Here is an 18,533-nt window from a genome sequence, read left to right as displayed (position 1 = left end):
AGGTTGGTCTGGAAGGCGATCTCGTCGATCACGCCGATGATCTGGCTGATCTGGCTGGACGAGCTTTCGATCTCGCTCATGGCCGCGACCGCGCGCTCGGCGATCTGGCCGCCGCTCTCGGCGTCGGTCTTGGCGCCGCTGACGGCCGAGCGGGCGAAGCCCGCGCCTTCGGCGGTCTTGTTGACCGTGGCGGTGATCTCTTCCAGCGCCGCGGCCGTCTCTTCCAGGCTGGCGGCCTGCTGCTCGGTGCGGCGCGCCAGGTCGTCCGAGGCGGCCGAGATTTCACGCGCCCCGCCGCTGATGGTCATGACGGCGTGGCGGACGCCCGACATCACGTTCTCAAGCTTGGCGATCGAGGCGTTGAAGTCGTCCTTCAGCTGCCCGGTCTTGGGCGAAAGCTGTTCGGTGATCCGGTGCGTCAGGTCGCCGGTCGACAGGGCGTGCAGGCCCTTGCCCAGCGCCTCGATCGCCGCGCGATCCTCGGCCGCTTCCCGGGCGCGCTGGGCCTCGGTCTTGGCGCGCTCGGCTTCTCCGGCCTCGCGCATGGCGCCGGTTTCCTTCTCGAGGCGGATCGCCTTGAGGCTGTTTTCCTTGAACGTCTCGAACGCCCGCGACAGCGAACCCACCTCGTCGGCGCGGTCGCGGTCGGGCGTCTCGACGTCGAAGTCGCCGTCAGCCAGACGCAGCATCGACTGGGTCATGCGGCCGACGGGCGCGGCGACGAGGGTCGTCAGCTGCCAGCCCATGCCCACGGCGATGACGACCAGGCCCAGGCCGCCGCCGATCAGCATGGCGACCGACGAGAAGATCGCCTTGTGCTGGGCGTCCTCGCGCATGGCCATTCGCGCCTGCTCGGTCGAGCGGATCACCCCGATCCGCTTGATGATGTGGGTCACTCGGGCCTTTTCGCCGGCGTCCGTCAGGATCTGACGGCCCTCCTCCTTGCGGGCGGGATCCAGCCCGGCCATGGTCAGCGGCCGACCGTAGGTGTCCAGCCAGATCTTGGTGTCGGCCTTGACCTTCGCCAGGTCGGCCTTTTCCTTATCGGTCAGGTTGAAGGAATCGAGCTTGGCGATGGCGTCGTCGAAGCCCTTCAGGCCCTCGTCGTAAGAGGCCATGTACTTGACGCTGCCGGTCAGCAGAATCCCGCGCATCTGCGAGTTCACCCGCAGGATGTTCTTCTCCGCGGTCTGGGTCTGATCGATGATCGACTTGCTCTCATCGTTCAGCCGGATGGCTTGCTGCATGCCCGTGAGCTGCAGGAAGACGCTGACGATCATCGCCACGGCCGCAGCCAGCAAGAGGCCAAACGACAGCATGATCTTGTTACGGATCGAGATGTTCTTCAGGAACGACATCCAGGTCTCCAGACCGCCGAGATTTTATGAAGGATAGAGCTAGAATTCGATCTGCATGCGAGCTTGGACGACCGTCACGTCGGCGTCGTTCTCGATCGCGCCGATGCGGCGATTGTTGACCTTGGCCTTGGTGACGTTCGCCATGAAGCGGACGTTGTTCTGGGGATACCAATTCACGCCCGCGGTCAGGCCCTTGTAGGTGCCGGCCGTCGCCAGGCCCGGCTGGCTGGCCAGGGCGGTCACGGCGTTCGGGCTCATCTTGGTCAGGTCGGCGTAGTCGTAGCGGCCCGCCAGTTCGAAGGCGCCCATGCCGCCCTTGTCGATCGGGTGCGCGATCTTGATCTTGCCGAAGTGGCCGGCCGCGCTGTACGGGCGCGTCTCGCCGGTCGGGAACCAGCTGACCGAGGCGTAGCCCGTGACGATGTTGAAGTCCGGACCGCCGTTGGCCGCGCTTCGGGTCGTGGCCACGCGGTTGACCTTGATGCGGGCGATCTCGCCCTGCACCGAAACGTTCTTGTGAGCCCAGGCCGCTTCAGCGCCCACCGTGGTGTCGCTCTTGCCGACCGCGCCAGTCGACAGCAGCACGCCGCCGGTCGAGGTCTGGGGCTTGTAGGCGGTGTTCGCCGTGGCCGCATAGGTGAAGCCCGCCTCGCCGCCGGTCTCGCGGTGGCGCACCGAGGCGCCCAGGTGAACGGTGTCGGTGGGGGTCATCACCGGCGCCCAAGTGCCGCGAGCCGCGAAGCCCGAGCGCTCCTTGGCGTTGTTGGCGTCATAGGCGCCCGAAGAGACATCGGCCTTGTTGATCGTGTCGCCTTGCAGCGCGCCGCGCAGCGACCAGTTCTTGCCGACCTTGGTGACCTGGGCGGCCAGCACGAAACCATTGTCGTTCAGATCGCCGAACGGGCCCCGCTCCATGAAGGTGATGGATTTGATCGAGGTGAGGTTCTCAAGGCCGGTGATCTTCTGGTTGCCGAAGGTGAGCAGCACGCCGCTCTTGGTCTTGTATTCGATGACCGCGTCGTCCCAGCCCCAGGCGCCGCCGTTGGCCGCGCCGCCTTCGATGCGATAGGCCCACTGGCCGAACGCGCCTTCCGCGCCCAGGAACACCTGGCGGGCCCGATATTGGCGCGCCTTGTAAGAGGGGGCGTTGTCGCGATCGACATTGACGTTGACGCCATCCAGCATCACGCGGCCGCGCAGCTTGAACGTGGCGCCGCTGGCGTCCGTGAAGCGGGGCGAACCTTCCCATTTGATCTGGGTGGCGGGCGCCGGCGCGGCCGCGGGCTTGGCGGCGGCCTTGGTCTCCAGCGACTGGAGACGCTCCTGCATGACCTTGATCTGCGCCTTCAGCTCCTCGAGCGAAGCGGCGTCCGACGCCGGCGCCTCTTGGGCGGCGGCGACACTGGCCATCATCGAGGCAGCCAGCAGAGTTACGGAGAATAATTTTCGCACGAGAGATCGCCCCGTTTCTGAGATATCCAGAACTGTTGGGCGAAGTTGATCGGCTCGGCCGGTGAATTCGTGATTAATACATCATGAGGCGCGACAATATGACCTACTTGATGACCAAATTCGGCCTCAGGTCCTCGGATCAGCTTCGAAGATCGCGGTTATATGTATTATAGTCTTTAAGCTGACGGACTCTGGGTCCGTCAACCTTTCAGACGAGGACGCCATGGCGTGAACCGGGCGGTGACCTGAGCGGCTTACCCTTCAGCGGAAACGACGCCAAACTTGATCCACAAGGCCTGCTCCTTGAGGTTCTTGCGAACCCAGGCGGCATGGACCTCCCGCTCGGCGTCGGTCGAACGCGGGGCGAGCGGGCGGGCGCGGGCGCCGTAGGAGCCCTGGACGGCGGCCGATATGGCCAGGGTCTCGACCACATGGGTCAGCTCCAGGGCCCGTTCCTTGCCGCCCTGCAGCTCGAGATAGACCTCGGCCAGCAGGTGGGCGTCGATCAGGGCGCCGTGCTTGTCGCGGCTTTCCAGGCTGATCTTGAAGCGTTTGCACAGCGCGTCGAGCGAGTTGTACATGCCCGGAAAGCGCTTCTTGGCCATCGCCAGCGTATCGACCCAGCGGTCCTCATGGATCGGGGCGCGGCCGCACTTCTCCAGCTCGAAATTGACGAACTGCCGGTCGAACGCGGCGTTGTGGGCGACGACGACGCTGTCGCCGACGAACTCGACGAAGCGGTCGGCGATCTCGTGGAACTTGGGTTTGCCGGCCAGGAAGGCGCTGGACAGGCCGTGAACCTTCTCGGCCTCGGCCGGCATGTCGCGCAGCGGGTCGCAATATTCGTGGAACGAGCGGCCGGTCGGCATGAAGTCGACCACTTCGATGCAGCCGATTTCCACCAGGCGGTCGCCCGTCTTGGGATCGAAGCCGGTGGTTTCGGTGTCGAGGATGATCTCGCGGGCCATGGTCCTTCTTTGAGCCGGTTCGACTCCGCCTTCAAGCAGAGCCGGAAGTTCTCAACAGAGTCAGAAGGTCGCGGACCTGCTGGCGGGCGTGCTCGACGCCCTGACCGGTGTCGATCACGAAATCGGCGCGGGCGCGCTTTTCGGCGTCGGGCAGCTGGCGGGCCAGGATCGCCTCGAGCTTCTCAGGCGTCATCTCCGGGCGAGCCAGGACGCGGGCGCGCTGCACCTCGGGCGGGGCCGAGACGACGACCACCTTGTGAACGCTCTTCTCGCCGCCGGTCTCGAACAGCAGCGGCACGTCCAGCACGACGATGTCGCGGCCCTCGGCCTGGGCCTTCTGGAAGAAGCTGATGCGGTCGGCGCCGACCAGCGGATGGACGATCGCTTCCAGCTTGGCCAGGGCCTCGGGATTGCCGACGACCTTGGCGCTGAGCTTGGCCCGGTCGATCGCCCCGTCGGTGAGCACGCCCGGGAAGGCGGCCTCCACCGGCGCGACGGCGGCGCCGCCGGCGGCGTACAGCGCGTGGACAGCGGCGTCGGAGTCGTAGACGGGAACGCCCTCGGCCTCGAACATCGCCGCGGTCGTCGACTTGCCCATCCCGATCGATCCGGTCAGGCCCAGGATCAGCATGATTCACCCAAGAGCTTCAGGGCCATGCCCCGTACATCGACAGCGGGGGAGGGGGCGACGCCATAGATCGCCTCGAAACTGGGTATGGCCTGGCGCAGCAGCATCTCCAGGCCATCGACCGTGCGACGACCCGCGGCCTCGGCGCGGCGCAGGAACTCGGTGCGCAGGGGCTTGTAGACCATGTCCATGACCACGGCCGTCTCCGACGTCAGCGAAAGATCCGCCGCCGGCCCAGCGCCGCCGCCCAGGCCTAACGAGGTGGCGTTGATGACCAGACCCGCGTCGGCCAGCAGGCCGGGCAGGGCGGCGTCCTCGGCCGCGATCACCTTGGGCCCAAAGGCGTCGGCCAGCTCCTGGGCGCGGGCCAGGGTGCGGTTGACGATCCGGATCTCGGGCGCGCCGGCCAGAAGCAGGGCGGCGACCGCCCCGCGCGCCGCGCCGCCGGCGCCCAGGATCACGACCGGCGCGGCCGAGGCGTCAAAGCCGGGCGCCTGCGCCTGGACGGCGCCGAGCAGGCCGGGGCCGTCGGTGTTGTCGGCGTGGACCGAGCCGTCCGGCGCGAACAGCAGAAGGTTCGCCGCCCCGGCCATCTTCGCCAGATCGCTGGCGGTGTCGGCCAGCGCCAGGGCGCGCTCCTTGAACGGGATGGTGACATTGACCCCGCGCACCGCGCCGCCGCGCAGACCGTCGACGAAGGCCTCGAAGCGTTCGGCCGCCGGGGCGAACGGCACATAGGCCGCGTCGAGGCCCGCCGCGGCGATCCAGGCGTTGTGGAGCACCGGGCTCATCGAGTGCTTGATCGGCTGGCCGCAGACGCCGCCGACGACAGCCGCGCCGGAGATTGTCCCCGAGTTCGTTGAAGTCATGCCACAAGGGCTCCGTGGAGACGCAGACAATCCAGAAGTCCGACCAGGGGCAGACCCAGTATGGCGAAGTAGTCCCCGTCGACCTGGTCGAACAGTTGCACGCCCTCGCTCTCCAGCTCGTAGCAGCCGACCGACCACAGCAAGGCCTCGCCGCGTCGCTCTATATATCGGTCCAGCCACGCCTCGCTGAACGGCCGCACCGACAGCTTGGCGGTCTCGACGATCCGCCAGATCGGCTGACCGTCGCGGGCGACCACCACGGCCGAGTGCAGCTTGTGAACCTGGCCGCGCAGTTCCAGCAGACGGGCGCGCGCTTCTTCGAGCGTGTCGACCTTGTCGATCAGCTGGCCACGCAGGTCGAGCGTCTGGTCAGCGCCGATCACCAGGCCCGGCCGCTTGGCCGAGACCTTGACCGCCTTCATCTCGGCCAGGGCGTCGGCGATGTCGCGCGGCGTGACCGCCTCGGCCAGCAGGCCAGCCTTGGCGGCGTCCTCGTCGACGCCGGAGCCGACCGCCTCGAAGGCGACGCCGGCGTTCTTCAGGATCATCTGGCGGGCCGAGCTCTTGGACGCCAGGGTTACCGGGGTAAGCGTCACAGGCGTCAGGCTCCCAGGACCTCGACCTTGCCGCGGCCGCCCGACAGCAGGTTGATCACCGCCGCCGCCGTCTCCTCTACCGAGCGGCGGGTGATGTCGATCACCGGCCAGCCCTGCCGTTCGAACAGGCGGCGGGCGGCGATGATCTCCTGGCGCACGGCGTCGGCGTCGACATAGTCGCTCTCGCGGGTCTCCTTCAGGGAGAGCAGGCGGTTGCGGCGAATCTGGATCAGCCGGTCAGGCGAGGTGATCAGGCCGACGATCAGGGTGTTCTTCAGCTCGAACAGCTCGGGCGGCGGCGGACGCCCCGGCACCAGCGGCACATTGGCGGCGCGCACGCCGCGGTGGGCCAGATAGATGCAGGTCGGGGTCTTGGAGGTCCGCGAGACCCCGACCAGGATCACGTCGGCCTGGGTCAAGTCCTGGCCGCCCTGGCCGTCGTCGTGGGCGATCGCGTAGTCCAACGCCTCGATCCGGTCGAAATAGTCGTTGGTCAGGGCGTGCTGGGCGCCGACCCGGGTGGAGATCCGCGCGCCCAGATAACGCGACATGGCGCTGACCACCGGATCGAGCGCGGCGATGCAGGGCATCTCCAGCTTGCGGCAACCTTCCTCGAGCGCCGAGCGCAGGCCCGGATCGACGATGGTGTGCATGACCACGCCCGGCGCGCCGGCGATCTCCACCAGCGCGCGCTCCAGCTGCCGGGTGGAACGGACCAGGGCGTAGATATGTTCGATCGGCAGGATGTCGGTGAACCGGGCGCAGACCGCGCGCGCCATCGCGTTCAAGGTCTCGCCCGTGGAGTCCGACACAAGATGGATGTGGAAGTAGGTCGCAAAGCGCGGCGGCAACCGTTCACCCTCGCCGCCGGCGCCGTGACTCTCCTGTGGATCATCCGTTAACGGTTGTTTAACCACTTGCCCTGCCTCTGGGGACGCCTGGGCGCCGAATGACCCAAGATGCGTCGTGACATGGCGCCGCTGTGATCAACGGTCGCATTGCTCGCGTATCATCCCCAGGCCCGACCCGCATCCCCCGAAGTCTGAATCGTTGTTCTCCCCGTCGGGGGAAGAGTCCCGTGAAGGGTCTTTCGCGCGCCGCCGTTAATTAAGTTTTCATTAAGACCTTCAAGGCCCTGGCGGGACGTCCACAGGATTAACAGAGGGTTAATCACATGTGCGGAGCCTTGTGGGCAAAGGCCGATCGCGTGTGGGAGTCAGGCCCGCGACGAGGGTTTTCCACGGTTTGCAGTTGCCCTCCTGCTCCCTCTTCCAAATCCTAATTTCTTATTAAGATATGTTAGAAAGGGCTTAAGAGGACTCCGGGCTTGAGCCGAAGCCCGCGCCGGGCTTTAACCCGAGCCATGACGTCGCCTTCCCAGTCTCCCAGCCAGACCCCGAAGTTTCTCGCCGCGCTTTCCGGCGAGACCCACCCCCATCCGCCGATCTGGTTCATGCGTCAGGCGGGACGGTATCTGCCGGAGTATCGCGCGGTCCGCGCCACGGCTCCGGACTTCATCAGCTTCTGCTTCGATCCGGAGAAAGCGGCCGAGGTCACGCTGCAGCCGATGCGGCGGTTTCCGTTCGACGCGGCCATCGTCTTCGCCGACATCCTGCTGATCCCGGGCGCTCTTGGCCAGAAGGTCTGGTTCGAGGCCGGCGAAGGTCCGAAGCTTGGCGAGATGCCGTCGGTCGAGTCCATGGCCGAAAAGGCCGGTGAGGCGGGCAAGGCCCTATCGCTCGTCGGGGAGACGCTGACCCGGGTTCGTTCGGCGCTCGATCCGGAGAAGGCCCTGATCGGCTTCGCCGGCGCGCCCTGGACCGTGGCGACCTACATGATCGAGAAGGGCTCCAGCGACCGTAGCGGCGCGCGGACCTTCGCCTACCAGAACCCCGAGACGACGGACGCCCTGATCCAGGTGCTGGTCGACTCGACCGTCGACTACCTGGCCATGCAGGTCGACGCCGGCGCGCAGGCCGTGAAACTGTTCGAGAGCTGGGCCGAGGGCCTGTCCGAGCCGCTGTTCGATCGCTTGGTCACCCAGCCGCACAAGAAGATCGTCGAGGGCCTGCGGGCCCGCGGCGTCACCGTGCCGATCATCGGCTTCCCGCGCGGGGCCGGCGCCCTGGTCGAGGGCTACGCCGCGCAGGTCCCGGTGCAGGGCGTGGCGCTCGACACCCAGGCCAGCGCCAAGCTGGGCCAAGCCATCCAGAAGACCAAGACCATCCAGGGCGCGCTGGACCCGCTGCTGCTTCGCGCCGGCGGCGACGCGCTGCTGAAGCGGGTGGACGAACTGCTCGAACAGTGGAACCAGGGTCCCTATATCTTCAATCTGGGTCACGGGATCCTGCCGGACACGCCGATCGCGCACGTCGAGGCGGTGCTGGAGCGGGTAACCGGACAGAAGGTGGCCAAGTGAGCAAGAAGCTCGCCGTCGTCCTGTTCAATCTCGGCGGACCCGATGGTCCGCGCGCCGTGCGGCCGTTCCTGTTCAACCTGTTCCGGGATCCGGCGATCATCGGGGCTCCGGCGCTGATCCGCTATCCGCTGGCGGCGCTGATCTCGACGACCCGCGAGAAGACGGCCAAGGCCAATTACGCGATCATGGGCGGCGGCTCCCCGCTGCTGCCGGAAACCCAGAAGCAGGCCGAGGCGCTGGAGAAGGCCCTGGCCGCCGCTCTGCCCGGCGTCGAGGCCAAGTGCTTCATCGCCATGCGCTACTGGCATCCGCTGACCGGCGAGACCGCTCGCCAAGTCGCGGCCTTCGCGCCGGACGAGGTGGTGCTGCTGCCGCTCTATCCGCAGTTTTCGACCACCACGACCGGCTCGTCGCTGAAGGCGTGGCGCAAGGCCTACAAGGGCTCGGGCGCCGAGACGACGGTCTGCTGCTATCCGACCGAGGGCGGTCTCGTCGACGCCCACGCCCGGATGATCCGCGAGACCTGGGAGAAGGCTGGTTCGCCGAGCAATATCCGCCTGCTGTTTTCGGCCCACGGTCTTCCGGAGAAGGTCATCCTGGCCGGCGATCCCTACCAGAAGCAGATCGAGGCCACGGCCGCCGCCGTCGCCGCCAAGCTGCCGGCCGGGATCGACTGGACCGTCTGCTACCAGAGCCGGGTCGGGCCGCTGAAGTGGATCGGCCCCTCGACCGACGAGGAGATCCGTCGCGCCGGCGCCGAGGGCAAGGGCGTGATGATCACGCCGATCGCCTTCGTCTCCGAGCACGTCGAGACCCTGGTCGAGCTCGATCACGAATACGCCGAGCTGGCGAAAGAGGTCGGGGCCGCGCCCTATGTCCGGGTCCCGGCTCTGGGCGGCGCTCCTGAGTTCATCGACGGCCTGGCGAGCGCCGTGCGCAACGCGCTCGGCGAACGCGCCGGATCCGTCGCCCCGGCCTGCGGTTGGCGCTGCGGACCCGAGTGGTCGAAGTGCCCGTGCCGAGAAGGAGCTGCCGCGTGATGGATTTCCTGGTGGCGCACTTCAATCTGGTGCGGGGCTTACACATCCTGTCGGTGATCGCCTTCATGGCCGGGATGCTCTATCTGCCGCGGCTGTTCGTCTATCACAGCAAGGCCGCGCCGGGCTCGGAGATGGCCGAGACCTTCGTGGTCATGGAGCGGCGTCTGCTGCGCGGGATCATCAACCCCGCCTCGATCGCCACGGCGCTGTTCGGCCTGGGCCTGATCCTGGCCGACGCCCAGATGCGCGGCTGGGGTTTTCTGCTCGAGCCCTGGATGGCCACCAAGCTGGTCGCCCTGGTCGGGCTCTACGGCTTCCACGGCTTCTTGTCGGCCTCGCGCAAGAAGTTCGAGAAGGGGGAATATCCCCGCTCGGAGAAGTTCTGGCGGATGGTCAATGAGATCCCATTCGTGCTGGCGATCGTGATCGTCGTCTCGGTGACGACCAAGTTCCTGAACCACTGATTGGCCTTCCAGGCGGTTGGGGCGCTTGACCCGCCGGCCGCCGCGTGATTTGCATCGACGATCGGTTCGGCCTCGCCGGACCTCTTCCTTTCACGGACCGGCGCCCGTCCTGGCGCGCCCCGCGAGCGATCCGCTCCAAGGTCCGTTCCCCGAACGATCCGCGTCATCGTCAATCGACGCGCATGTCCCGGCCCTACCGGGCGTGACCCATGAAGTTCTACCGGCCGGACTCCGTCGTGGAGACCGCGCCCACCCTTGAGTCTTGTCATGACCGAAGAAACCGAAGACCAGATCCCGGGCGCCGAAGAGGCGACCATCGAGGACACCGTCGCCGATACGGCCGACGTCGCCACCGAAGCCTCGGTTGAGACCGAAGCGGAAGCCGAGGGCGACGACGAAGGCTCCAGCATCGCGGACGCCGTCGCGGCCCTGGGCCTGAAGTCCATGTCCCTGCAGGAGCTGAAGGAGAAATCCCCGGCCGACCTGCTGGCGTTCGCCGAGACCTTCGAGGTCGAGAACGCCAACTCCATGCGCAAGCAGGACATGATGTTCGCGATCCTGAAGACCCTCGCCGAGGAAGGCGTGGAGATCTCGGGCTCGGGCACCATGGAAGTGCTGCAGGACGGCTTCGGCTTCCTGCGCTCGCCGGAAGCCAACTATCTTCCGGGCCCGGACGACATCTATGTCTCGCCGTCGCAGATCCGGAAGTACGGCCTGCGCACCGGCGACAGCGTCGAGGGCGCGATCCGTTCGCCGCGCGAGGGCGAACGCTACTTCGCCCTGACCAGCGTCTCGAAGATCAATTTCGAGAGCCCCGAGAACGTGCGCCACAAGGTGCACTTCGACAACCTGACGCCGCTCTATCCCGAGGAGCGCCTGAACATGGAGCTGCCCGATCCGACCGTGAAGGATCGCTCGGGCCGCGTGATCGACATCGTCGCCCCGCTGGGCAAGGGTCAGCGCTGCCTGATCGTCGCCCCGCCGCGCGTGGGTAAGACGGTGATGCTGCAGAACATCGCCAAGTCGATCGAGACCAATCACCCCGAGTGCTACCTGATCGTCCTCTTGATCGACGAGCGCCCGGAAGAAGTCACCGACATGCAGCGCACGGTGAAGGGCGAGGTGATCGCCTCGACCTTCGACGAGCCGGCCACCCGTCACGTCCAGGTGGCCGAGATGGTCATCGAGAAGGCCAAGCGCCTGGTCGAGCACAAGCGCGACGTCGTCATCCTGCTGGACTCGGTCACGCGTCTGGGCCGCGCCTACAACACCACGGTCCCGTCGTCGGGCAAGGTGCTGACCGGCGGCGTCGACGCCAACGCCCTGCAGCGTCCCAAGCGCTTCTTCGGCGCGGCGCGCAATGTCGAGGAGGGCGGCTCGCTGTCGATCATCGCCACGGCCCTGATCGACACCGGCAGCCGGATGGACGAAGTCATCTTCGAAGAGTTCAAGGGCACCGGTAACTCGGAAATCGTCCTGGACCGCAAGGTGGCCGACAAGCGCATCTTCCCGGCCATCGACGTGCTCAAGTCCGGCACCCGCAAGGAAGAGCTCATCACCCCGCGCGACCAGCTGCAGAAGACCTACGTCCTGCGCCGCATCCTCAACCCGATGGGCGCCTCGGACGCGATCGAGTTCCTGCTGGACAAGCTGCGCCAGTCGAAGACGAACGGCGACTTCTTCCAGTCGATGAACACCTGAGTCCAGCCAGACTCAGTCGAAGAAGAGAAAGGCCCCGGAGCGAACCGGGGCCTTTTTTGCATTTCGAAAGATCCTCCACCGCAAAGCGGGGGAGGTGGCCCGGAGGGCCGGAGGGGGCGAGCTGGGCATACGCCGCATTAGCCCCCTCAGTCGCTCCGCGACAGCTCCCCCGCAACGCGGGGGAGCATCTGGCCTAAGGAATTAACACCGTCGCCCCGGTCGTCCGCCGACCCTCCAGCGCCTCATGCGCCGCCCGCGCTTCGGCCAGCGGGAAGGTCTGACCGATGTCGATCTTCACCGCGCCGGAGCCGATCACCGCGAACAGCGCCTGGGCGCTCTCGTCCAGTTCCTCGGTCGTGGCGATGTAGTCGAACAGCTTGGGCCGGGTCACGAACAGCGACTTGGCCGACAGCTCCAGAGGGGCGAAGGCCGGGACGGGGCCCGAGGCGTTGCCGAAGGTGACCATCACGCCGCGGCGCGCCAGGCTCTTCAGGCTGGCCGCCCAGGTGTCCTTGCCGACGCCGTCATAGACGACCGCGACGCCTTGGCCGCCGGTCAGCTCGGCGACTTTGGCGGCCACGTCCTCGTGGCTGTAGTCGATCACGTGATCGGCGCCGAGGTCGCGGGCGATGGCCGCCTTGGTCTCGGAGCCGACCGTGGCGATGACGGTGGCGCCCAGCGCCTTGCACCACTGGACCAGGATCTGACCGACGCCGCCGGCCGCCGCGTGGATCAGCACGGCGTCGCCATGTTTCACGTGGAAACATCGCCGGACCAGGAACTCGGCCGTCATGCCCTTCAGCATGGCGGCGGCCGCCGTCTCCAGGCTGACGCCGTCCGGGACCTTCACGGCGCGGTCGGCCGGAACCACGGCCGCCTCGGCATAGGCGCCCATGGTCCCGTTGTAGGCGACGCGGTCGCCGACCTTGAACCGGGTAACGCCGTCGCCGAGCGCTTCGACCGTCCCGGCCGCTTCCAGTCCGATGCCGCTCGGCAGCTTCAGCGGATAGAGGCCCGAGCGGTGATAGGTGTCGATATAGTTCAAGCCGACGGCCGCGTGGCGGACCAGGATCTGGCCGGCGGCGGGCGAGGGGACTTCCGCCTCGACCGCCTCCAAGACTTCCGGACCACCCGTACGGGAGATCTGGATGGCCAGCATCAGGCCAGCGCCTTTTTGAAGAAGGTCAGGCTGCGGCCGTTGGCCTTGGCCGCGTCGGCGGCGTCATAGTGCGCGCCGCCTTCCCGCGCGAACGCGTGGTCGCGGCCGGCATAGGTGTGCAGCTCGATTTGCGGGTGATCCTTCAGCGCCTGCAGGATGACCTGCTGGGCTTCCGGCGGCACGAACTGATCCTTCTCGGCGATGTGCATCAGCAGCGGGTGGTTTAGCTTCTCGGCCTCGCCGACGTGCTTTTCGATCCCAACGCCGTAGTAGGAGACCGACGCATCGACGTCGGTGCGGGTGGCGGTCAGGAAGGCCAGCAGGCCGCCCAGGCAGTAGCCGACCGCGCCGACCTTGCCGTTGACGCCGTCCAGCTTGCGGGCGGCGGTGATGGTGGCGGCGATATCATTGACGCCGGCGTCGACGTCGAAGGCGTTGAACAGTTCGAAGGCCTTCTTCCACTCGGCCTCGGACTGGTCGGTGATGTCGATGCCCGGCTCGATCCGCCAGAACAGGTCCGGGCAGATGGCGACGTAGCCCTGGGCGGCCAGGCCGTCGCAGATATCGCGCATGACCTTGTTGACGCCGAAGATTTCCTGGATGACGACGATGGCCGGCGCCGAGGCCGCCTTCGGGCGCGCCACATAGGCGCTGAACGCGCCGTCCGGCGTGGTGATCGTGAGGGTCTCGCTCATCGGGATTCTCCGTCGTGTTCAGGTCCCTCTCGGGACGAATGTGACTTTCGACCAAAGCGCTCTAACCTGCGCCGAAGGGCGAGGCCCATAACAATATCGTGCCCTGACCGAAGGGAACTTTCCGATGAAGATGACGATCGAGATCGACTGCACGCCGGTCGAAGCGCGGGCCTTTCTAGGCCTGCCGGATGTCAGTGGTTTGAACGAGCATCTCGTCAAGGAGATGCAGGCGCGCATGGACGCCAATATGGCGATGCTGGCGCCCGAGGAACTGCTGAAGAACTGGATGGCGTTCGGCACCGGCGCCCAGGAGAGCTTCCGCAAGCTGATGACCGCCGCCGCCAACGCCGCGGTCGGCAAGCCGGACTGACCATGGCCGATACGATCTTCGCCCTGGCCACGGCGGCCGGGCGGGCGGCGGTGGCCGTCGTACGGATTTCTGGGCCGGACACTCTTCGGGTGGTCCAGACCTTGGCGGGTAGAGCGCCCGCGCCGCGCATGGCCGCGCTGCGCAAGCTTCGGCATGACGGGGTAGAGCTGGACGAGGCCCTGGTCCTGCGCTTCGAAGGTCCGGCCAGCTATACCGGCGAAGACAGCGCCGAGTTTCACGTGCACGGCGGTCGCGCCGTCGTAGAGGCGTTGCTGTCCGCGTTGTCCGCCCTTGGCCTACGCTTGGCTGAGCCCGGAGAGTTCACGCGCCGCGCCTTCGAGAACGGCAAGCTGGACCTGGCCCAGGCCGAGGGCGTCGCCGACCTGATCGACGCCGAGACCGAGGCTCAGCGTCGGCAGGCTCTGGGCCAGGTCGGTGGGGCGCTGAGCCAGCGCTATGACCGCTGGCGCGAGCTGTTGGTGCAGTCCCTGGCCATGCTGGAGGCGGCCGTCGACTTCCCGGACGAGGATCTGCCGGAAGAGGTGGCCGAACGCGCGCGGCCTGGGCTTCGAATCTTGGCCGATGAACTCGACGTGGCCCTCGCCGACGTTTCCCGTGGCCGTCGGGTGCGGGACGGCTATCGCATCGCGTTGGTCGGCGCGCCGAACGCCGGCAAGAGCACGCTGCTCAACGGCCTGGTCGAACGCGACGCGGCGATCGTCACCGACACGCCGGGGACGACGCGGGATGTTATCGAGGTTCCGCTGGTCCTCGGCGGGTACCGGGTCCTGATCGCCGACACGGCCGGCCTTCGCGAGACCGACGACGCGATCGAGGCCGAAGGCGTCCGCCGGGCGCGTCGGTGGGCGGAGGAGGCCGATCTGCGGCTCTGGGTCGTGGATGGTTTTCACGTGGAACAGGTCGAGGCCTTGGAGGCGACCGTTCGTCCCGAGGACTGGCTGGTCCTGAACAAGGCTGACATCGCCGATGCGAACACCCTGTCCCAGGCCGAGGCGCGATGGTCGAGAGAGGGCCTAAGGGTTCATAGGCTTTCGGCGCGGTCGGAAGACGCTGTCTCTGGTTTGAGGGAAGCGCTCGCGTCTCACGTGGCTGACGCGCTGTCCGGCGCGGAGTTCCCGGCGGCCACGCGACTGCGCCACGCGGAGCGCCTGTCCGAGGCGAGGAGCTATTTGGCGCGCGCGCTGTCCGATATCGGCCTGGAGGTCGAGTTGGCCGCCGAAGACGTTCGCCTGGCCGCGCGGGCGCTGGAGAAGATCACCGGGCGCGTCGATCCCGAGGATGTCCTGGGGCGGGTCTTTTCGACCTTCTGCATCGGCAAATGATGTTTCACGTGAAACCGTCCCCATATTGTCCACAGCGCGCTCACAGCTGTGGCGGGGGTGTTTCACGTGAAACGCCGTCGACTCGGATCGACCCTCTCGGCTGATTGGCGTATATGTCGAGTCCAGCGCCCCCGCTTGTCCCGGGGGCGTTCGCATTGAGGCGAGCGTTTTGTCCAAGTCCTGGGATGTCATTGTCATCGGCGGCGGCCACGCCGGCTGCGAAGCGGTGGCCGCCTCCGCGCGCACCGGCGCGCGCACCCTGCTGCTGACCCACAAGCTGGAAACCATCGGTGAGATGTCCTGCAACCCGGCCATCGGGGGCCTGGGCAAGGGGCATCTGGTCCGTGAGATCGACGCCCTGGACGGCGTCATGGGCCGCATGGCCGACAAGGCCGGCATCCAGTTCCGGATGCTGAACCGCTCCAAGGGGCCCGCCGTGCGCGGGCCGCGCTCGCAGATCGACCGCAAGCTCTATCGCGAGGCGATGCAAGCCGAGCTGTTTTACACGGGAAACCTCGACATCATCGCCGCCGCCGCCGAGGATCTGATCGTCGAGAATGGTCGGGTCGCCGGCGCCGTCGACGGGGAGGGCCGCGCCTATCTGGCGCCGCGTGTGATCCTGACCACCGGCACCTTCCTGAAGGGCGTCATCCACCGCGGCGAAGACCGTATCCCCGCCGGCCGCGTCGGCGACCAGCCGGCCATCGGCCTGTCGGATCGCCTGTATGGTCTCGGCTTCCAGATGGGCCGCCTGAAGACCGGCACGCCCGCGCGCTTGGACGGCCGGACCATCGCCTGGGATCGCCTGGACAGCCAGGCGGCCGACGATGAGCCGGTTCCGTTCTCGTATCTGACCGACAAGATCGACGTGCCGCAGATCGCCTGCGGCGTGACCTTCACGACCGAAGAGACCCACCGGATCATCGCCGAGCGGATCGGCGAGTCCCTGGTCTATAGCGGCCGCGCCACGGGTGTCGGTCCGCGCTATTGCCCCTCGATCGAGGACAAGGTCGTCCGCTTCGCCGACAAGACCAGCCACCAGATCTTCCTGGAGCCGGAAGGCCTGGACGATCCGACCGTCTATCCGAACGGCATTTCCACGTCTGTCTCGGAAGAGACCCAGCTGCTGTTCCTGCGCACCATCCCAGGCCTCGAGAATGTCGAGGTGCTGCGCTACGGCTATGCGATCGAATACGACTATGTCGATCCGCGCGAGCTGTACGCCACGCTGGAGACCAAGCGCTTGCCGGGCCTGTACCTCGCCGGCCAGATCAACGGCACCACGGGCTACGAAGAGGCCGGCGCTCAGGGCCTGGTCGCCGGCCTGAACGCGGCCCTGGCCGAGCAGGGCAGGGAGCCCGCCGTCTTCGCGCGCGACGAGGCCTATATCGGGGTGATGATCGACGACCTCGTCACCCGTGGCGTCACCGAGCCCTATCGCATGTTCACCAGCCGGGCCGAGTTCCGTCTGACCCTGCGGGCCGACAACGCAGATCAGCGCCTGACCGATCGCGGTATCGCCCTGGGTGTCGTTGGCGAACGCCGCGCCAGGGCCTGGGCCGAGAAGAAGGCGCGGCTCGAAGCCGCCCGCGCCTTCGCCCGCTCGGTCAGTCTGACCCCGAACGAGGCGGTGAAGGCCGGCTTCAAGGTCAACAGCGACGGCGTCCGTCGCGACGTCTTCGCCATGCTGGCCTATCCGGACGTGACCCTGGACGACCTCGGCCGCGTCTGGCCCGAGGTTTTCACGTGGAACACCGACGTCCGCGAGCAGATCGAGATCGAGGCGGCCTATGCCGGCTATCTGGACCGCCAGCGCGCCGACGCGGAATCGCTGCGCAAGGACGAGGATCTGCGGCTGCCGGCCGATCTCGACTATGCCGACATCGGCAGCCTGTCGAACGAGGTCCGCGAGAAGTTGGCTCGCGTGCGACCGCTGACCCTGGGCCAGGCGGCCCGCATCGAGGGCGTGACGCCGGGAGCGCTGACCGCGCTGCTGGCCCACGTGCGGCGCACCCGTGCAGCCTGAAGCCATCCTCGCCGAACCGCCGGTCCTCGACGCGGCGGGCTACCAGGCCCTGACCGGGGCCAGCGACGCCCAGATCGCCGATCTGGCGCGCTTTCAAGAGCTCCTGGCCGAGTGGAACGAGGTGATGAACCTCGTCGGGCCGCTGACCATCGCCACCTACTGGACCCGGCACGCCCTCGACAGCTCCCAGCTGCTCGATCTGGCGCCGCCGGAGGCTTCCACGTGGGCCGATCTGGGCGCGGGCGCCGGTCTCCCCGGGGTCGTGCTGGCCATACTCCTGAAGGGTAGGGCCGGGGCGAAAGTCCATCTGGTCGAGTCGATGGCCAAGCGCTGCCGTTTCCTCGAGGTGGTGGCCAAGGATCTCGACCTGCCGGTCCAGATTCACAACGCCCGGGCCGAGGATTTGAAGCTGAAGGTCGACATCGTGACGGCGCGCGCCTGCGCCCCGATGACCAAGCTGCTGGGCTTCGCCGAACCCTATCTGCGCGGCGGCGCGACCGGCCTGTTCCTCAAGGGGCAGGATGTCGCGACCGAGCTTTCCGAGGCCGCCAAGGCTTGGAAGTTCGACGCGCAATTGCGACCTAGTCAAAGCGACCCTCGCGGTCGGATCGTTCAAGTGAAGGGGCTGTCACGTGTCCGCTAATCCTCTGCGCGTCCTGGCGATCGCGAACCAGAAAGGCGGCGTGGGCAAGACCACGACCGCGATCAACCTGGGCACCGCCCTGGCGGCCTGCGGCGAGCGGGTTCTGCTGATCGACGCCGATCCGCAGGGCAACTGCTCGACGGGCCTGGGCATCGGCCGCACCCAGCGCCGGACCACCCTCTATGACGTGCTGATGGGCGAGTCGCCGGTGGTGGACGCCGCCGTGAAGACCGAGCTGCCGGGTCTCGACGTCATACCGGCCGACGCCGACCTCTCCGGCATCGAGATCGAACTGGGTCAGACCGCGCGCCGGTCATACCGGCTGCGCGACGCCCTGGAGGCCATCCGCGCCAATGGGCCCTACACCTATGTGCTGATCGACTGTCCGCCGTCGCTGAATGTGCTGACCGTCAACGCCATGACGGCGGCCGACGCGGTGTTCGTGCCGCTGCAGTGCGAGTTCTTCGCCCTGGAAGGCCTGACCCAGCTGATGCGGACGATCGAGCGCGTGCGCGGCAGTCTGAACCCGCACCTGGAGATCCAGGGCGTGGTGCTGACCATGTACGATCGCCGCAACAGCCTGTCGGAGCAGGTGGCGCACGACGTCCGCGCCCACTTCGGCGACAAGGTCTATGACGCGGTGATCCCGCGCAATGTCCGCGTCTCCGAGGCGCCGTCGTTCGGTAAGCCGGTGCTGCTGTACGACCTGAAGTGCGCGGGCAGCCAAGCCTATCTGAAGCTGGCGCGCGAGGTGATCAGCCGCGAACGCGACCGCCAGGCGAAAGCCGCCTGAAGCGGCTTT

The 18,533-nt window shown here is 67.2% G+C and carries 18 protein-coding genes; 9 read left to right on the top strand and 9 right to left on the bottom strand.

Annotated features, from left to right (window positions below; genetic code table 11):
* The 7 genes from AX690_RS14810 to AX690_RS14780 form a co-directional block, all read right to left on the bottom strand.
* On the bottom strand, window positions 1–1,358 hold a 1,358-nt coding region (locus AX690_RS14810), incomplete at its 3' end, for a methyl-accepting chemotaxis protein (RefSeq protein WP_066730475.1).
* A gap of 39 nt (window positions 1,359–1,397) precedes the next feature.
* Entirely contained in the window at window positions 1,398–2,771 is a 1,374-nt protein-coding gene (locus AX690_RS14805) for an OprO/OprP family phosphate-selective porin (RefSeq protein ID WP_066730474.1), read from the bottom strand.
* 293 nt (window positions 2,772–3,064) lie between these two features.
* Entirely contained in the window at window positions 3,065–3,778 is a 714-nt protein-coding gene (gene dnaQ, locus AX690_RS14800; RefSeq protein ID WP_066730473.1) for a DNA polymerase III subunit epsilon, read from the bottom strand.
* 31 nt (window positions 3,779–3,809) lie between these two features.
* Window positions 3,810–4,409, bottom strand: coding sequence for a dephospho-CoA kinase (gene coaE, locus AX690_RS14795; protein WP_066730472.1), 600 nt, complete (start codon window positions 4,407–4,409; stop codon window positions 3,810–3,812).
* Window positions 4,403–5,275 carry a shikimate dehydrogenase gene (gene aroE / locus AX690_RS14790; protein WP_066730471.1) on the bottom strand — a complete coding sequence of 291 codons (873 nt, stop codon included), beginning with the start codon at window positions 5,273–5,275 and terminating at the stop codon, window positions 4,403–4,405. The genes coaE and aroE overlap by 7 nt, the downstream gene beginning before the upstream one ends.
* Window positions 5,272–5,871, bottom strand: a complete 600-nt coding sequence (locus AX690_RS14785) for a Maf family protein (RefSeq protein ID WP_066730470.1) — start codon at window positions 5,869–5,871, stop codon at window positions 5,272–5,274. Before AX690_RS14785 ends, aroE begins: the two co-directional genes overlap by 4 nt.
* 5 nt (window positions 5,872–5,876) lie before the next feature.
* Window positions 5,877–6,788 (bottom strand): pyruvate, water dikinase regulatory protein, encoded by a 912-nt coding sequence (locus AX690_RS14780; protein ID WP_066730469.1) that lies wholly within the window; start codon window positions 6,786–6,788, stop codon window positions 5,877–5,879.
* A 446-nt stretch (window positions 6,789–7,234) separates the two neighbouring features.
* On the opposite strand from AX690_RS14780, the gene hemE reads away from it, so the two are divergent.
* The 4 genes from hemE to rho all read left to right on the top strand — a co-directional run bounded on the left by hemE (window position 7,235) and on the right by rho (window position 11,495).
* Window positions 7,235–8,290, top strand: coding sequence for a uroporphyrinogen decarboxylase (hemE, locus tag AX690_RS14775; protein WP_066730468.1), 1,056 nt, complete (start codon window positions 7,235–7,237; stop codon window positions 8,288–8,290).
* The gene (gene hemH, locus AX690_RS14770) at window positions 8,287–9,330 is read left to right on the top strand and encodes a ferrochelatase (RefSeq protein WP_066730467.1); all 1,044 of its coding nucleotides are present in this window, start codon (window positions 8,287–8,289) and stop codon (window positions 9,328–9,330) included. The genes hemE and hemH overlap by 4 nt, the downstream gene beginning before the upstream one ends.
* The gene (locus AX690_RS14765) at window positions 9,330–9,794 is read left to right on the top strand and encodes a CopD family protein (protein WP_066730466.1); all 465 of its coding nucleotides are present in this window, start codon (window positions 9,330–9,332) and stop codon (window positions 9,792–9,794) included. The genes hemH and AX690_RS14765 overlap by 1 nt, the downstream gene beginning before the upstream one ends.
* 267 nt (window positions 9,795–10,061) lie before the next feature.
* Window positions 10,062–11,495, top strand: a complete 1,434-nt coding sequence (rho, locus tag AX690_RS14760; protein ID WP_066730465.1) for a transcription termination factor Rho — start codon at window positions 10,062–10,064, stop codon at window positions 11,493–11,495.
* A gap of 193 nt (window positions 11,496–11,688) precedes the next feature.
* Here the strand turns inward: rho and AX690_RS14755 are convergent, their stop codons facing one another.
* Both AX690_RS14755 and AX690_RS14750 read right to left on the bottom strand, forming a co-directional pair.
* A complete protein-coding gene (locus AX690_RS14755; protein ID WP_066730464.1) occupies window positions 11,689–12,654 on the bottom strand; it encodes a quinone oxidoreductase in 966 nt (321 codons plus the stop codon).
* Window positions 12,654–13,349, bottom strand: coding sequence for a dienelactone hydrolase family protein (locus AX690_RS14750; RefSeq protein WP_066730463.1), 696 nt, complete (start codon window positions 13,347–13,349; stop codon window positions 12,654–12,656). Before AX690_RS14750 ends, AX690_RS14755 begins: the two co-directional genes overlap by 1 nt.
* Window positions 13,350–13,473: 124 nt before the next feature.
* Between AX690_RS14750 and AX690_RS14745 the strand changes: the two genes are divergently transcribed.
* From AX690_RS14745 to AX690_RS14725, 5 genes are all read left to right on the top strand, one after another.
* Window positions 13,474–13,719, top strand: coding sequence for a DUF6489 family protein (locus AX690_RS14745; protein WP_013081279.1), 246 nt, complete (start codon window positions 13,474–13,476; stop codon window positions 13,717–13,719).
* 2 nt (window positions 13,720–13,721) lie between these two features.
* On the top strand, window positions 13,722–15,062 hold the full coding sequence (gene mnmE / locus AX690_RS14740; protein ID WP_066730462.1) for a tRNA uridine-5-carboxymethylaminomethyl(34) synthesis GTPase MnmE: 1,341 nt from the start codon (window positions 13,722–13,724) through the stop codon (window positions 15,060–15,062).
* Window positions 15,063–15,231: 169 nt separating this feature from the next.
* Window positions 15,232–17,088 carry a tRNA uridine-5-carboxymethylaminomethyl(34) synthesis enzyme MnmG gene (gene mnmG, locus AX690_RS14735; RefSeq protein ID WP_066730461.1) on the top strand — a complete coding sequence of 619 codons (1,857 nt, stop codon included), beginning with the start codon at window positions 15,232–15,234 and terminating at the stop codon, window positions 17,086–17,088.
* Window positions 17,078–17,731: a 16S rRNA (guanine(527)-N(7))-methyltransferase RsmG gene (gene rsmG / locus AX690_RS14730; protein ID WP_066730460.1), complete on the top strand. Its 654-nt coding sequence runs from the start codon at window positions 17,078–17,080 to the stop codon at window positions 17,729–17,731. The genes mnmG and rsmG overlap by 11 nt, the downstream gene beginning before the upstream one ends.
* Window positions 17,721–18,524: a ParA family protein gene (locus AX690_RS14725; RefSeq protein ID WP_066730459.1), complete on the top strand. Its 804-nt coding sequence runs from the start codon at window positions 17,721–17,723 to the stop codon at window positions 18,522–18,524. Before rsmG ends, AX690_RS14725 begins: the two co-directional genes overlap by 11 nt.
* The last annotated feature ends 9 nt before the right edge of the window (window positions 18,525–18,533 follow it).

Origin of the sequence: Caulobacter sp. CCH9-E1 (genome assembly GCF_001556515.1) — a bacterium.
Taxonomy (GTDB): Bacteria; Pseudomonadota; Alphaproteobacteria; order Caulobacterales; family Caulobacteraceae; genus Caulobacter.
The sequence above is the reverse complement of the archived record's forward strand: the minus strand, read 5'-3'. Positions and strand labels throughout refer to the sequence as shown.

What these genes read in the sequence shown, in the direction of transcription:
- AX690_RS14805 (WP_066730474.1), bottom strand. Translation starts at nt 2,771, where the DNA reads ATGATGGCCAGTGTCGCCGCCGCCCAAGAGGCGCCGGCGTCGGACGCC.
- dnaQ (WP_066730473.1), bottom strand. Translation starts at nt 3,778, where the DNA reads ATGGCCCGCGAGATCATCCTCGACACCGAAACCACCGGCTTCGATCCC.
- coaE (WP_066730472.1), bottom strand. Translation starts at nt 4,409, where the DNA reads ATGCTGATCCTGGGCCTGACCGGATCGATCGGGATGGGCAAGTCGACG.
- aroE (WP_066730471.1), bottom strand. Translation starts at nt 5,275, where the DNA reads ATGACTTCAACGAACTCGGGGACAATCTCCGGCGCGGCTGTCGTCGGC.
- hemE (WP_066730468.1), top strand. Translation starts at nt 7,235, where the DNA reads ATGACGTCGCCTTCCCAGTCTCCCAGCCAGACCCCGAAGTTTCTCGCC.
- AX690_RS14765 (WP_066730466.1), top strand. Translation starts at nt 9,330, where the DNA reads ATGGATTTCCTGGTGGCGCACTTCAATCTGGTGCGGGGCTTACACATC.
- rho (WP_066730465.1), top strand. Translation starts at nt 10,062, where the DNA reads ATGACCGAAGAAACCGAAGACCAGATCCCGGGCGCCGAAGAGGCGACC.
- AX690_RS14755 (WP_066730464.1), bottom strand. Translation starts at nt 12,654, where the DNA reads ATGCTGGCCATCCAGATCTCCCGTACGGGTGGTCCGGAAGTCTTGGAG.
- AX690_RS14750 (WP_066730463.1), bottom strand. Translation starts at nt 13,349, where the DNA reads ATGAGCGAGACCCTCACGATCACCACGCCGGACGGCGCGTTCAGCGCC.
- AX690_RS14745 (WP_013081279.1), top strand. Translation starts at nt 13,474, where the DNA reads ATGAAGATGACGATCGAGATCGACTGCACGCCGGTCGAAGCGCGGGCC.
- mnmE (WP_066730462.1), top strand. Translation starts at nt 13,722, where the DNA reads ATGGCCGATACGATCTTCGCCCTGGCCACGGCGGCCGGGCGGGCGGCG.